Raw genomic sequence first — 14,997 nt, 5'->3', positions numbered from 1 at the left:
GTAACGGAGTGGCGGACACGATCCTGCTGATCCACGGCTACGGTTGCGCTGGGGACGTCTGGGATCCCATGGCCGCGCGGCTGCGGGCCGAGGGCTACCGCGTCGTCGCGCCGACCATCCACTCGGCCGTGCGTACGGTCGATGGCCCCCGGGCGGGCCTGGCCGGCCTGACCCTGGCCGACTATGTCGCCGAGATGAGCGCCCTGGCCCAGGCCCTGACCAAGGAAGACGGCAGGAAGCCGATCGTCTTCGGCCACTCCATGGGCGGACTGATCGCCCAGAAGATCGCTGAGGCCGGCCACGCCGATCGCCTGGTGCTGTTCGCCCCCGCCTCGCCGGCCGACGCCCGCGGCAAACCCAAGCTTTCGCCGGTCTTCACCTTCCTGAACATGGCCCTGCAGTCCAAGCCCGAGACCAGGGCGGGCAAGATGTGGAAGACGGGCTTCAAGTTCGGCGTCATGAACGCCGTTCCCGCCGCGCGCCACGACGCGCTGTACGCGACCATGGTCCACGACAGCGGGCAGGTGCTGGCCGACCTCGCCTGGCCGCACAAGGATCCGAACAGGACCGCCCATGTCGACGCCACGAAAGTGACCGTCCCCCTGCTGGTCCTGGCCGGCGCCCTGGATCGCACCACGCCTCTCGAGGACGTTCGGCGAGTCGGCCAGAAATATCCGGCCGCCGACCTCAAGATCTACCCCAGCAACGCCCACTACTTGATAGATGAGCCAAACACGATGAGCATTCTCGACGACGTGATCGCCTGGCTGACGGGCAAAACGAAAGCCGCTCCGGCCCCGCCGCCGGCGTCCGCGCCCCAGTCCGTGAAGGCCGCGGAGTCCGCGCCGGCCCCCGCGCCGACGCCCGCTCCGGCTCCGGCTCCGGTCGAACCCGCGCCGGCCCCGGCCGCCAAGTCCCCCGTCGCGAAGGCCGCTCCGGCGCCGAAGGCCGCGCCCGCCCCGAAGGTCGCCAAGACGGCTGCGGCGAAGCCCGCTCCGAAAGCCGCGCCGGCGGCTCCGAAGGCCCCGGCCAAGCCGAAGGCCGCGGCCAAGCCCGCTCCGGCCAAGGCGGCCGCTCCCAAGGCGGCGCCGGCCCCGAAGCCGGCGGCCGTGAAAGCTCCGGCCAAACCCAAGGCCGAGGCCAAGCCCGCCGCCGCCAAGGCTCCGGCCAAGACGGCCGCCCCCAAGGCCGCCGCGAAGCCCAAGGCCGCTCCGGCCGCCAAGGCTCCGGCGAAAGCGGCTCCAGCTCCGAAGGCTCCGGCCAAGGCCGCGCCCGCTCCGAAGGTCGCCAAGGCCGCTCCTGCCGCCAAGCCGGCCGCGAAACCCGCCGCCAAGCCCAAGGCCGCGGCCAAGCCCGCCGCGGCCAAGGCTCCGGCCGCCAAGCCTGCGGCGCCCAAAGTCGCCAAGGCCGCGCCGGCTCCGAAGCCGGCCGCGAAACCGGCCGCGAAGCCCGCGACCGCTAAGGCGCCGGCGAAGGCGGCTCCCGCCAAACCGGCCAAGGCCCCTGCGGCAAAGTCGACCGCCAAATCTTCACCCGCGCCGAAGAAGTAGCGTGTAGGCTGTTCGCTCGGCGCCTAGGCCGAGCGAACAGGCGAGGCGCGTGTGGCGACTCCGGTGATCATGGTGCACGGCGCCTTCTGCGGCGGCTGGACGTTTGACGCGTTCCGCCGACCGTTCGAAGCCGCCGGCCACGTCGTCCAGACACCGGACCTGCTGGGCCACGGCGACGGGGCCCTGGTCGCCGGCCGCTCGATGGCTGACTACGCCAAGCAAATCGCCACCCTCTGCGAGGCCTGCGACGAGCCGCCGATCCTGATCGGCCATTCGATGGGCGGGCTGGTGGCGCAGATGGCCGCCGCACGGGCGCCGGTCTCGCGCCTGATCCTGCTGGCCCCTTCGCCCCCCTGGGGCGTCACGGGCTCGTCCCTGGAAGAAGCCGCTTCGGCCGTCAGCCTTTACGCCCTGGGTCCCTACTGGCTGCAGGCCGTCGCGCCCGACTACGGCGTGGTCGAGAGCTACACCCTGGACCGCCTGACCCGCGACGAACGCAAGACGCTCTACGCCAAGATGACCGCCGAAAGCGGCCGGGCCCTGTGGGAGACGCTGAACTGGTTCATGGACCCGTTCATGACCACCGGCGCCAGCCCCGTGGGCGTTCCGACCCTGGCGATCGCCGGCGGCAAGGACGTGATCCATCCGCCGGCCACCGTCCGCCAGACCGCCGCGCGGCTGGGCGGCGTCTGCGAGGTCTTCCCGTCGATGAGCCACTGGCTGCCGGGCGAACCAGGCTGGGAGGACGTCGCCGAGGCCTGCCTGGACTTCATCGCCGACGAAAGCCGCGCGGCCGCCTGACACCCGATTCCGGCCTTTCCGGCGAGCGGCCCCATTGCGGCGCTTTCGCGGCGGACGCTTGACCCTTAGATGGCAAAACGCCCTGTCACTGATAGTATAAAAGGCCGCGTTGCTTAGAAATTCAGCGATGAAACACTAATGCAATAAAGCGCCTACACTTCGGGAACCTTGACGCATAGGCCGTGTTTCTGGGCCGAAGAGGTTTCATGCGCGCCTATACCAGCCCCCTACAACAACACAACTCCGAGACGCGATCCTTCAGCGATGCGCGCGAGCTCGACGCGGTCGCGCCGCCGTCGGCGCCGCTGTCCATGCCGGATCAACCGCTGCACCGCGCCGCAGAGCCGCGCCGCTTCGGCGCCGAGCCGGGCCTGGGTCGGCGCCGCGCGGCGCTGGCCGCGTTCTGCCTGCTGAGCACCGGCCTGGCGGTGTTCGCCGTCACCGCCGCCATGGGCGTGGACGGGCTGGAGCCGCTCGAGCTGGTCCATGCGGGCCTGATCCTGGTGCTGTTCGGCTGGATGGCCTTTTCGTTCGCCGCCAGCCTGGGCGGGCTGTGGTTGTCGCGGCGGACTGACGCCTGGGAGCACGCGGTCGTCGAGGCGCCCCTGCCCGTCCTGACCACCCGCACCGCCCTGCTGGCCCCGATCTATCACGAGGACGTCGGGCCGTTCTTCGCCCGGCTGGCCGCCATGCGGGCGGGCCTGCACGCCCAAGGCCTGACCGCCTTCTTCGACATCGTCGTGCTCAGCGACAGCCGGCGGGCCGAGGTGATCGCCGACGAGCAGCGCGGCTTCGCCGCCTTCCGGCGCGGCGGGGTCGGCCCCCGCGCCTATTACCGCCACCGCCCCGAGAACATCGACCGCAAGGCCGGCAACATCGCCGACTGGGTGCGCCTGCACGGCGGGGCCTACGACCACATGGTGGTGCTGGACGCCGACAGCCTGATGGACGCCCAGACCCTTTGGCGCCTGGCGGCGGCCATGGAGCGCGACCCGTCGCTGGGCCTGATCCAGACCGCCCCGACCATCGTGGGGCGCCGCACCCTGTTCGGTCGGCTGGAGCAGTTCGCCAACAGCCTGTACGGCCCGCTGGCGGCCTGGGGCGTGGCCTGGTGGAGCGGCGCCGACGGCAACTATTGGGGCCACAACGCCATCCTGCGCGTCGAGGCCTTCGCGCAAGCCAGCGGCTTGCCCCACCTGAAAGGCAAGAAACCCTTCGGCGGCCACATCATGAGCCACGACTTCGTCGAGGCCGCGTTCCTGCGGCGAGCCGGTTGGGGCGTGCGCCTGGCCCCGGGCCTGGGAGGCAGTTTCGAGGAAAGCCCGCCCACCCTGATCGACCACCTGATCCGCGACCGGCGCTGGTGCCAGGGCAACCTGCAGCACCTGGGGGTGCTGGGCGCCGAGGGGCTGCATCCGATCAGCCGGCTGCACCTGGCGCGCGGCGTGCTGAGCTACGCCCTGGCGCCGCTGTGGATCGCCCTGGTGGTCACTGGCGCCCTGCTGTCGGCGCCCGAGGCGGGCGACGAAGGCGGCGGCTATCCGCTGGCCGGAACCGCCGTGCTGGCCGTCAGCCTGGCCTTCGTCCTGCTGCCCAAGCTGTTGTCGTACGGGATGATGCTGGCCGACGGGCAGGCCGGCCGGTTCGGCGGACCCTGGCGCGCCCTGGCCAGCGTCGGGCTGGAGACCGTCGCCTCGACCCTGACCGCGCCGATCATCATGGCGGCCCATACCCGCGCCCTGCTGTCGGTGGCGCTGGGCCGCGACGCCGGCTGGTCGGCCCAGCAGCGCGGTGAAGGCCGGCTGAGCGGCAAGGCGGCCCTGGCCTTCCATTGGCCCGAAATGCTGATCGGCGTCGCCCTGGCGGCCCTGGGACCGTTGATGGGCTCGGGCCTGTCGCCGTGGCTGGCGGTGGCGGCGGCCAGCCTGGTCGCCGCCCCGTTCCTGGTCTGGTGGACCGCCAGCATCGCCCGCGGAATCCGTCTAAGGGACGCTGGCCTGCTGCTGACGCCTGGCGAGCGCCGCGCGGTTCAGTGCGCCCCTACTCAGTGTGAGGGCGTGAACAGCTTCAGCCCGAGGATGCCCGAGACGATCAGCGCCAGGCAGACCAGCCGCCCGGCCGTGGCCGGCTCCTTGAACAGCAGGATACCGACGATGGCCGTGCCGACCGCGCCCACGCCGGTCCAGACCGCATAGGCGGTGCCCAGCGGCAGGGACTTCACGGCCCAGCCCAGCAGGCCCATCGAGGCCACCAGGCTGATCGCGGTCAGGATGGTGGGGATCGGGCGGGTGAAGCCCTCGGTGAACTTCAGGCCCACGGCCCAGCCGATCTCGAACAGACCGGCGATAAAAAGGATGATCCAGGCCAAGACCGGCTCCCAAACACAGAGCGGGGTCGTCCCCGGAAGAAAAGGAAAAGGCGCGGGGTCGTCCCCGCGCCTTCAACTAGATAGGACCACCAGGCCGGGGAGCAAGCCCCCGCGACCTCTGGCCGCTTAGCGGCTGGTGGTGCTGTACAGGACCTGGGCCTGCTCGTAGTTCTTGCCGATCGAGCTGTCGTCCAGCTTCTTCAGGCGCATGTAGACCAGGCCGGCGTGGCCGTCGGCCCAGGCGTCGTCCCACGAGACCGTCAGGCGCTTGACGTCGCTGACCGTGAGGTCGTTGCGGATCAGGCGCAGCTGCGGCTTGTTCTCCCAGGTCGCCCAGTCGTGCAGGGCGTTGGCCAGGGCTTGGGCCTGGGCGTCGCCCTGGGCGTACTGGATGGTGACGGTGCAGACGTTCTTGTTGCTGCCGGGGTTGTCGACGGCGATCAGATACGGCTTGCCGATATCCTTCACCCACTGCTCTTTCTTCTTCTTCATCCCGGCGGCCTTCACCAGGGCTTGGAAGTCGCCGCCGACCACGGCCGGCTTGCAGACGCTGTCGAGCACGCCCAGCAGCTGCATCGAGACGGGGTCGGTGGTGGGCGGACCGCGGGTCGGCTCGACATATTCCGGAGCCTGGCCGGCGGGCGGCGCGGCCACGGCGGGCGTCGCCGTCATCGGGTCGGCCGGCGTGGCCGGGGTCTGCGCCGCCGGGTCAGCGGCCGGCGCCGGAGCAGCGGCGGGCGCCGCGGCGGGAGCGGCCGGAGCAGTCGGAGCGGTTTGCTCCTGGGCGACGGCGGTCGAGACCGCGCCGAGGGCGATCAGGCTGGCGAGCGCAAGGCGCATGGTCGAGTTATCCCCGTTAGGCAAGAGGTCGGCATTAAAACCGACAGGCGTTCCCTCGCAACCCTTATGGTGACGGATTAAGGCGGAGAATGGGTCACAAGTGTAATTTTCTCGCCAGGAGGGCGCGGCATGACGCCTCAGGCGCGAAAAGCCGCCGACTTGGGCGCGGGCGGAGCGCCGGGCGCATCGCACCCCCGCGCAGACGCCCTCGCGTTAACGATACTCGTCTGAATTGTAAATTCTCCATCACAAATGCACCCCTTAGTTGCATGTTAACGGTTTCAGCCGAAGTTGCCTTCCGCTAGGGCAACCTCGTCGAGGCGATCGCAGCGGGACGATCGTCCCACGGCCGACGCGCGGACCTGGAAGGCCGAGCGCAGTTCCAGGGGCCGGCTCCACGCTGGGTCCAAGCGTAGGGTCCAGTAAATGTCGCGTACCAACAGCGTTCAGACTCCGTCGCGTTCCGGACCCGGCCTGTGGCTCACGGTCTCGTCCGTGGCGCTGGCCACGGCCCTGCTCTCGCCCGGCGCGGTCTGGGCGGGGACCTACAACGCCAACGACGAGGCGTCGCTCCAGGCGGCGATCACGGCGGCGAACGGCGATCCCACCCCGATCATCATCCTGACCGGCGACATCACCGTCACCAACCCGTCCGCGCTCCCGGCGCTGACCCGGGCGGTCACGCTCAACACCGGCACGTTCATCCTGACCGACGGCCGATTCAACACCCCCGGCGCCTTCAAGGTCGCCGGCTCCGGCCAGCTCGTCTTCACCGGCGACAGCGCCTTCGGCGGGACGTTCAACCTCATCGACAACAGCATCGTGCGGATCGACGGCGGCGCGACGGTGACCGCTGGGGTGGGCCTTAGCACCCTTTCCCAGAACGCCGACCTGACGGTGAGCGGCGCCGGCAGCGTGCTCACCGTCGACCGGATCGACATGGGCGATACGAACAATGCGACGGTCTCCGTTCGGATCGAAAACGGCGGCGTCCTGCATTCGGCCTATACCGGCGGCACGTCCAACACCCTTGGCAAATCCGCCGGCGCACACGGCGACCTCGTCGTAACAGGCGCCGGCTCGCGGCTGGACGTGGATGGCAGCATGACCGTCGCCAACACCGCCAACGCGTCCGGCGCCTTGACCATCGCCGACGGCGCCACCGCCACTTTCGGCGGCGTTCTCCAGCTTGGCCCCCTCGCCGCCACGCCCACGACCCCGTCCACCATCACGGTCCGGGACGCAGGCTCGAGCCTCACGGTCGGCGGCCGCCTCGACATCTTCCGGGGGACCATGGAGGTCCTGAACGGGGGCCAGGTCTTCACGCCGCAGCTGAGGCTGGGCGCGGGCTCCGGCGCCGCGCCCGGCGCCCTGCTGATCTCGGGCGCCGGCTCGAGCGTCACCTCCACGGGCACGGTCACGGTGGGTTTCAACACCGCCGCCCCCGGGATTCTCACCCTCGCCGACGACGGCGTGCTGAACGCAACCACCTTCTTCACGGTGGCCAACGCCGCCGGGCGAACCGGCGTGGTGAACATCGGCGGCGGTGAGGGCCTGGCGGCGGCCCAGGCAGGCGTGCTCAACACGGCCAATGTAGCCTTCGGTGCGGGAACCGGGCGGATCAACTTCAACCACACCGAGACCGACTACGATTTCGACCCGACCATCACCGGTCTCGGCGCCATCAACCAGGTGGCGGGCGTCACCCACCTGACGGGGAACAGCTCCGGCTTCACCGGAACCACCACCGTCTCGGGCGGCGAACTGCATGTGGACGGAAGCCTGGGCGGGGGGACCGGCGCGGTCACAGTCACCGGCGGCGCGTTCCAGGTCGCCGGAACCGCCCTGGCGGCCACGCTCAACCTCTCGGGCGGCGCCGTCGGGCTCGATAGCGGCGGCAAGCTCACGGCCGCCACCGCCAATATCGGCGGAAACTCCGCGCTCGGGGTCAGCGGCGCCGGCAGCCTGCTGACGATCACCGACCTCAACATGGGCATCTCCGCCGGCACGGTGACGGTCCTGATCCAGAACGGCGGCGTGGTTCACACCACGGCCCCGGCCTCCAGCCTTTCGTGGGGCAACGTCTCCGGCGCGTTCGTGGACTTCACGGTCACCGGCGCCGGATCGCGGTTCGACAGCAACAGCCAGATTGGAGTCGCCAGTGCGGCGGGGGCCGGCGCATCGGTCAGCGTTCTGGATGGCGCGGTCATGACCGCCACCCGGATCAACCTTGGTTCGCCCACCCAGGCCCAAGCCACGCCGCCCAGCATGCGGGTCGACGGCGCCGGGTCGAGCGTCGCGGACTCCGGCGTGTTCGCGATCTACAAGGGCAACCTGGATGTGACGGGGGGCGGCTCGGTCACCGCCGCGTCCTTCCAGATCGGCTCCACCAACGGAAACGCGGACCTTCTGGTCTCCGGATCGGGGTCCAGCGTCACCTCGACGACCTCGATGATCCTGGGCGGCGGCAACAACAACACCTCGACCCTGACCTTGACGGACGGCGGCGTTGTCCACGCCGGCTCGATCACGCTCGGCGGGACCGCCGCCACGCGCGTGGGCGTGCTCAACATCGGCGCGGGGGCGGCGGCGCCCGCCGCGGCCGCCGGCCTGCTCGACACCACCAGCGTGACCTTCGGGGTCGGCGGCGGCGGCATCAACTTCAACCACACCGACACCGACTACACCTTCGCCACGCCGATCACCGGCCTCGGCGGGATCAACCAACTGGCCGGCGTGACCCACCTGACGGGAAACAACGCCGGCTTCACCGGCGCCACCACCGTCTCGGGCGGCGAGCTGCACGTGGACGGGATCCTGGGCGGCGCGACCAGCTCGGTCGTGGTCAACAACGGCGGCGTGCTGGGCGGCTCGGGAACCATCGGCGGCAATGTCGCCGTGACCAACGGCGTCCTGGCCCCCGGCAACAGCCCCGGCACCCTGACCATCGCCGGCAACCTGACCCTGGACCCCACCTCCCTGACCAGGGCCGAGTTCGGTCTCTCGAACGTGGTCGGCGGGCCGATGAACGACCTGGTCAAGGTGGGCGGCGACCTGACGCTGGACGGGACGATCGACGTCTCGGTCACCACCGGTGGCGTCTTCAGCGCCGGCCTCTACCGGGTGATGAACTATGGCGGCGTCCTGACCGACAACGGCCTGACGGTCGGCGCCACGCCGCCCGGCTCCACCGTGACCGTGCAGACCGCGATCGCCGGCCAGGTGAACCTGGTCAACACCGCCGGCCTCGCGCTCAATTTCTGGGACGGTGACGCCGGCGGCAGCTCCGGCAACAGCCGGGTAGACGGCGGCGACGGGACCTGGACCGGCGCCGGCCTCAACTGGACGACCCAGACCGGCGCGGTGAACAACAGCTACGCCGCCGGGGCCTTCGTCATCTTCGCCGCCGCGCCGGGCCTGGTGAACGTCGGCGCGGTCAATCCGGGCGGCCTGCAGTTCGCGGTGGACGGCTACCACCTGACGGGCGGGACGATCACGCTGAACAACGGCTCCCATACCGTCCGCGTCGGCGACGGCACGGCCGACGACAAGGACTATGTGGCGATCATCGACACGCCTATCGTCGGGCTCGGGGGAGGCCTGACCAAGACCGATCTCGGCACGCTGATCCTGAACGGCGCCAACACCTACTCCGGCATCACCACCGTCAACGCTGGCACGCTGCTGGTCAACGGCTCGATCGCCGGCGGGGGCAACGCCACCATCGTCGGCGTCAATGGAACCCTCGGCGGGACCGGAACGATCCGTGGCGGCGCGGTGGCCGGAACCCTCGCGCCTGGCGACCTGACCACCCCGGGCACGCTGATCAGCAACTTCAACCTGACCTTCAGCTCCGGCGCCGTGCTGCGCTACCGCCTGGGCCAAGCCGATACGGTGGGCGGCCTGAACGATCTGCTGGTGGTCAAGGGCAACCTGACGCTGGACGGGACGCTGAACGTCACGCAGCCGGCGGGCGGGACCTTCGGGCCGGGCGTCTACCGGCTGATCGACTACACCGGGACGCTGACCGACAACGGCCTCGACCTCGGCAGCCTGCCTGGCGGCTTCACCAACACCATCCAGACCTCCATCGCCGGCCAGGTGAACCTGGTGGCCAACGCCGTCACACCGCCTCCCGGCGGCGGCGGCGGTGGGGGCGGCGGCGGCGGCGGCGGCCCGCCCGCCGTGTACGACTTCTGGGACGGCGACGCCGGGGTCGGCGGCGACGGCGTGATCACCGGCGGCGCCGGGGTCTGGCGCGCCACGCCGGCCAACTGGACCACGGCCGACGGCTCGGCCAACGGCGCCTATGCCGACGGCCTGTTCGCGATCTTCGCCGGGACGGGCGGCAAGGTCACGGTCGACGGCTCGGCCGGCGCGATCGGCGTCAGCGGCATCCAGTTCGCCGCCGACGGCTACAGCCTGACCGGCGACGCGGTGACGCTGGAGGCCGGCGACGCCGTCGTCCGGGTCGGCGACGGCACGAACGCCGGCGCGGCCTTCACCGCGACCATCGCCTCGGCCCTGACCGGCCCCGGGCGGCTCGACAAGACCGACGCCGGGACCCTGGTCCTGACCGGCGCCAACACCTATGCCGGCGGCGCCCATGTCAGCGGCGGGACCCTGCAGCTCGGCGCCGGCGGGACCACCGGCTCGATCCAGGGCGACGTCGTCAATGACGGCGTGCTGGCCTTCGACCGTTCCGACGACACGACCTTCGCGGGCATGATCTCGGGCGGCGGAACGCTGGCCCAGATCGGCGGCGGGACCCTCACGCTCACCGCCAACAACGCCGCCTTCAGCGGCCGCACCGAGGTGCGCGCCGGGACCTTGGCGGTGGACGGCGTCCTGGGCGGCGGCGTCACGGTCATGGCCGGCGCCCGGCTGATCGGGACCGGCCAGGTGGGCGGGCTGACCAACACCCAAGGCGCGACCGTCGCGCCCGGCCACGGCGGCGTGGGCGTGCTCACGGTCGCCGGCGACTATGTCGGCGCCGGCGGGACGCTGGAAATGGAAGCCGAGCTCGGCGGCGACGCCTCGGCGGCCGACCGGCTGGTGGTCCACGGGGCGACCTCGGGCGACACCCTGGTCAACGTCAAGCGCGTGGGCGGAACCGGCGCGGCCACCACCGACGGCATCCTGCTGGTGCAGGTGGACGGCGCTTCCAACGGCGTCTTCACCCTGGCCAACGGCGACTACAAGCTGAACGGCGAGAACGTGCTGGTCGCCGGGGCCTACGGCTACGCCCTGCGCAAGGACGCCACGGGCGGCGACTGGAGCCTGCGCTCCTCGCTGATCCAGCCCGCGGATCCGACCCAGCCGGGCGGCGGCGGCGCGGCTCCGCCGCCGGCCGCCCCGCCGGCTCAGCCGCTCTACCAGGCCGGCGCGCCGCTCTACGAGGCCTATCCGCAGACCCTGCAACTGCTGAACGGCCTGGGCACGCTGCGCCAGCGCACCGGGACGCGCCAGTGGTCCGGCCAAGCGATCTGGGGCCGCTTCGAGGGCGGCCACACCTCCCTGGAGCCCGCCTCCACCAGCACCCAGGCCGATCTCAAGGCCGACCGCTGGAAGATGGAGTTCGGCGCCGATCAGGCGCTCAGCGACTCGGCGATGGGCGGCCAGCTGACCGGCGGGATCACCGCCCACTACGGCGAGGTCCGGGCCAAGGTCGCCTCGCCCTACGGCGGCGGACGCATCGACAGCCAAGGCTGGGGCGTGGGGACCAACCTGACCTGGACCAACGCCGGCGGCGGCTATGTCGACGCCCAGGCCCAGTTCAACTGGTTCGACAGCGACCTGTCGTCCAACCTGCTGGGCCGCCGCGCCGCAGGGGCCAACGGCGACGGCTACGCGCTGTCGGTCGAGGCGGGCAAGGCGGTCGCGGCCGGTTCGTCCGTTCGCCTGACCCCGCAGGCCCAGCTCAGCTACGCCAAGGTGGGCTTCGACGCCTTCACCGACTCGTTCGGCGCCCAGGTTTCCGACGACAGGTCCGACAGCCTGCGGGCTCGCCTGGGCCTGGCGCTCGACCATGCCTGGACGACCCAGGGCGGTGAGGGCGGCGTCTACGGCCTGGTGAACGTCAGCCACGAGTTCCTCGACGGGACCCGCATCGACGTCTCCGGGACCCCGATCGCCGCCAGCGCCCGGCGGACCTGGACGGGCCTGGCCGCCGGCGGCAGCTACGCCTGGGGCCAGGGTCGCTTCATGGTCTATGGCGAGGCCGCCGCCGACACCTCGCTGTCCGGCTTCGGCGACAGCTATGACGTCTCCGGCACCGCCGGCTTCCGCCTGCGGTTCTGATACGCAAAACGGCCCGGACGCTTTCGCGTCCGGGCCGTCATGTCTTTCAAGCCCGAAGGCGGCGTGGCGGCTTAAGCCGCTTCGACCGCGTGTTCGGCCAGGATCGTGAAGCCGTCGGGACCGACGTCCGCGAAGCCGCCCTGGATGTCGAACAGGCGCACCGTCGAGCCGTCGCGGACCGTGACCCGGCCTTCGCGCAGGGTGGTCATGAACGGCGCGTGGTTCGGCAGGACGCCGAAATCGCCTTCCGTGCCGGGGGCGTCGACCTGGTCGACGTCCGCCGAGAACAGTTCGCGCTCGGGCGCCACGAGGGAGAAGTGCAGCTTGGCCATTACTCGATGATCTCCACGGCGCCGAGCGCCGCCTCGATGTCTTCGTCGGTCTGGATCTCGGTCCCGCAGAACGGGCAGAAGCGGATGGTGGCCAGCACGACGCCGGTTTCACCATCTGCTTCCCGTTGACCCAGATTGAGCAGGATCAATCCGCTGTCGTGCTCGATCAGCGCGTCTTCGGGATCCGAAGACACCGCATCCTCGAGCTCTTCGCAGCAGAAGTTGATCAGCTCGTGTTCGTCGGTCATTACGCTTCGCCAGCCAGCTTTTCAGCCTTGGCCACCGCTTCTTCGATCGGGCCGACCATGTAGAAGGCGGCTTCCGGCAGGTGGTCGTACTCGCCGTCCACGATGCCCTTGAACGAGCGGATGGTGTCCTTCAGCTGGACGAAGGCGCCGGGCGTGTTGGTGAATTGCTCGGCGACGTGGAACGGCTGGCTCAGGAAGCGCTGGATCTTGCGGGCGCGGGCGACCGTCAGCTTGTCCTCTTCCGACAGCTCGTCCATGCCCAGGATGGCGATGATGTCCTTCAGGGCCTTGTACTGCTGCAGCACTTCCTGGACCGAACGGGCCACGTTGTAGTGCTCTTCGCCGATGACCAGCGGGTCCATGATCCGCGAGGTCGAGTCCAGCGGATCGACGGCGGGGAAGATGGCCTGGGCGGCGATGTCGCGCGACAGAACGGTGGTGGCGTCCAAGTGGGCGAACGAGGCGGCGGGCGCCGGGTCGGTCAGGTCGTCGGCGGGCACGTAGATGGCCTGGACCGAGGTGATCGAGCCCTTGTTGGTCGAGGTGATGCGCTCCTGCAGGTTGCCCATCTCGGTGGCCAGGGTGGGCTGATAGCCCACGGCCGAGGGGATGCGGCCCAGCAGAGCCGACACTTCGGCGCCGGCTTGGGTGAAGCGGAAGATGTTGTCGACGAACAGCAGCACGTCCTTGCCTTCTTCATCGCGGAAGTACTCGGCGATGGAGAGGCCGGTCAGGGCCACGCGGGCGCGGGCGCCCGGGGGTTCGTTCATCTGGCCGTAGACCAGGGCGCAGCGGCTGCCTTCGGTCGAGCCGTTGTTGGCCTTCGGGTCGACGTTGACGTTCGACTCGATCATCTCGTGATAGAGGTCGTTGCCTTCGCGGGTGCGTTCGCCCACGCCGGCCAGAACCGAATAACCGCCGTAAGCCTTGGCGATGTTGTTGATCAGTTCCTGCATCGTCACGGTCTTGCCGACGCCGGCGCCGCCGAACAGGCCGATCTTGCCGCCCTTGGTGTAGGGGCACATCAGGTCGATGACCTTGATGCCCGTGACCAGCACTTCAGCGGTGTTGGTCTGGTCGGCGAACGACGGGGCGTCGCGGTGGATGGTGCGGAAGATGTCCGACTTGATCGGGCCCTGCTCGTCGATCGGCTCGCCGATGACGTTCATGATGCGGCCCAGGGTGCCGGGACCGACCGGAACGCGGATCGACTCGCCGGTGTCGCGCACGGCCTGGCCGCGAACGAGACCTTCGGTGGCGTCCATGGCGATGGCGCGGACGGTGTTCTGACCCAGGTGCTGGGCGACTTCGAACACCAGGCGCTGGCCCGAAGCGGTGTTGACCGTCTCAAGCGCGTTCAGGATGGCCGGCAGCGGGCCTTCGAACTCGACGTCGACGACGGCGCCGATGACCTGCACCAGCTTGCCGGTGGCCGCGCCGATGGTGGCGGGCTTTTCGCGGGTCCCGGCGGCCTTGGCGGCGGCAGGAGCCTTCGGGGCGGCGGGAGCCTTCGTCGCGGCGGCCTTGGGGGCAGCGGCGGCGGCAGCCTTCGGAGCGGCGGGCGTCTTCACGGCGGCCGGCTTGGCAGCGGCGGCGGGAGCCTTAGCGGGGGTCTTGGCCATGGCGTTCAGGATCTTTCGTGCGTCTTCTGCGGGCGTTTTATGGTTGGAAGTTCAGGATCAGACGGCTTCGGCGCCGGAGATGATCTCGATCAGCTCCTTGGTGATCTGAGCCTGACGAGAGCGGTTATATTCGAGGGTGTAGCGCTTGATCATGTCGCCGGCGTTGCGCGTGGCGTTGTCCATCGCCGTCATCTGGCTGGCGTAGAAGCCGGCCATGTTGTCGAGCAGGGCCGACAGGATCTGGACCGTCAGGTTGCGCGGCAGCAGGGTCTCGAGGATGGCCTCTTCCGAGGGCTCGTACTCGTAGACGGCGGCCGGGCCCGAGGTCGCTTCCGCGCCCTCGACGACGGCCGGGATCAGCTGCAGCGCGGTCGGGATCTGCTGAACCACCGACTTGAAGCGGCTGTAGAACAGGGTGACCACGTCGACGTCGCCGGCTTCATAGAGGCGGGTGACGACGTCGGCGATCGGCTGGGCGACCGTCAGGGTGAACTGGCGGTAGGCCGACAGGTCGAAATTCTCGACGATGCGGTCGGCGTACAGGCGGCGCAGCTGGGCGGTCGCCTTCTTGCCGACGCAGACGATCTTCACGTCCTTGCCCTGGGCGACCAAGGTGTCGATCCGCTCGCGCGCGGCGCGGACGATCGACGAGGTGAAGCCGCCGGCCAAGCCGCGGTCGGCGGCGGCGACGATGATCAGGTGACGGTCGTCACGGCCGGTGCCGGCCAGCAGGGCCGGAGCGCCGTCGCCCGAAACGCCGGCCGCCAGGTTGGCGATGACGTTCTTCAGCCGGCGCGCATAGGGGCGCGCGGCTTCGGCAGCGTCCTGGCTGCGGCGGAGCTTGGCCGCCGCCACCATCTGCATCGCTTTCGTGATCTTCTGCGTCGCCTTGACGCTTGCGATCCGATTGCGCATTTCCTTTAGGCTTGCCATCCG

General features: G+C 70.3%; 9 protein-coding genes and 1 pseudogene. 4 read left to right on the top strand and 6 right to left on the bottom strand.

The features are described 5' to 3' along the window. The first annotated feature begins 8 nt into the window (after positions 1 to 8). The 3 genes and pseudogenes from AC1DMQ_RS04325 to mdoH form a co-directional block, all read left to right on the top strand. A complete protein-coding gene (locus AC1DMQ_RS04325; protein ID WP_477032318.1) occupies positions 9 to 1,550 on the top strand; it encodes an alpha/beta hydrolase in 1,542 nt (513 codons plus the stop codon). A gap of 51 nt (positions 1,551 to 1,601) precedes the next feature. Continuing rightward, positions 1,602 to 2,351 carry an alpha/beta fold hydrolase gene (locus AC1DMQ_RS04320; RefSeq protein WP_477032317.1) on the top strand — a complete coding sequence of 250 codons (750 nt, stop codon included), beginning with the start codon at positions 1,602 to 1,604 and terminating at the stop codon, positions 2,349 to 2,351. Between the two features lie 206 nt (positions 2,352 to 2,557). Beyond that, positions 2,558 to 4,381: pseudogene (gene mdoH, locus AC1DMQ_RS04315) on the top strand (glucans biosynthesis glucosyltransferase MdoH); the annotation flags it as partial. 14 nt (positions 4,382 to 4,395) lie between these two features. Here mdoH and sugE read toward each other — a convergent pair. After that, positions 4,396 to 4,719 carry a quaternary ammonium compound efflux SMR transporter SugE gene (gene sugE, locus AC1DMQ_RS04310; RefSeq protein WP_477032316.1) on the bottom strand — a complete coding sequence of 108 codons (324 nt, stop codon included), beginning with the start codon at positions 4,717 to 4,719 and terminating at the stop codon, positions 4,396 to 4,398. Between the two features lie 126 nt (positions 4,720 to 4,845). Further along, positions 4,846 to 5,559 carry a hypothetical protein gene (locus AC1DMQ_RS04305; RefSeq protein ID WP_477032315.1) on the bottom strand — a complete coding sequence of 238 codons (714 nt, stop codon included), beginning with the start codon at positions 5,557 to 5,559 and terminating at the stop codon, positions 4,846 to 4,848. A gap of 426 nt (positions 5,560 to 5,985) precedes the next feature. Between AC1DMQ_RS04305 and AC1DMQ_RS04300 the strand changes: the two genes are divergently transcribed. Further along, the gene (locus tag AC1DMQ_RS04300; protein WP_477032314.1) at positions 5,986 to 11,859 is read left to right on the top strand and encodes an autotransporter outer membrane beta-barrel domain-containing protein; all 5,874 of its coding nucleotides are present in this window, start codon (positions 5,986 to 5,988) and stop codon (positions 11,857 to 11,859) included. A 71-nt stretch (positions 11,860 to 11,930) separates the two neighbouring features. On the opposite strand, the gene AC1DMQ_RS04295 is transcribed toward AC1DMQ_RS04300, so the two are convergent. From AC1DMQ_RS04295 to AC1DMQ_RS04280, 4 genes are read right to left on the bottom strand one after another with little or no spacing between them, the layout of a single operon-like run. Continuing rightward, a complete protein-coding gene (locus AC1DMQ_RS04295; RefSeq protein ID WP_422179021.1) occupies positions 11,931 to 12,191 on the bottom strand; it encodes an ATP synthase F1 subunit epsilon in 261 nt (86 codons plus the stop codon). Next, positions 12,191 to 12,439 (bottom strand): hypothetical protein, encoded by a 249-nt coding sequence (locus tag AC1DMQ_RS04290; RefSeq protein WP_422179023.1) that lies wholly within the window; start codon positions 12,437 to 12,439, stop codon positions 12,191 to 12,193. The genes AC1DMQ_RS04295 and AC1DMQ_RS04290 overlap by 1 nt, the downstream gene beginning before the upstream one ends. Then, positions 12,439 to 14,061: a F0F1 ATP synthase subunit beta gene (gene atpD, locus AC1DMQ_RS04285; RefSeq protein WP_477032313.1), complete on the bottom strand. Its 1,623-nt coding sequence runs from the start codon at positions 14,059 to 14,061 to the stop codon at positions 12,439 to 12,441. The genes AC1DMQ_RS04290 and atpD overlap by 1 nt, the downstream gene beginning before the upstream one ends. A gap of 57 nt (positions 14,062 to 14,118) precedes the next feature. After that, positions 14,119 to 14,994, bottom strand: a complete 876-nt coding sequence (locus AC1DMQ_RS04280; RefSeq protein WP_477032312.1) for a F0F1 ATP synthase subunit gamma — start codon at positions 14,992 to 14,994, stop codon at positions 14,119 to 14,121. Positions 14,995 to 14,997: the final 3 nt, after the last annotated feature.

This window comes from Caulobacter sp. 05L422, from assembly GCF_056397765.1.
Note: the sequence above shows the minus strand (reverse complement) of the source record. Positions and strands in the feature narration are given on the sequence as shown.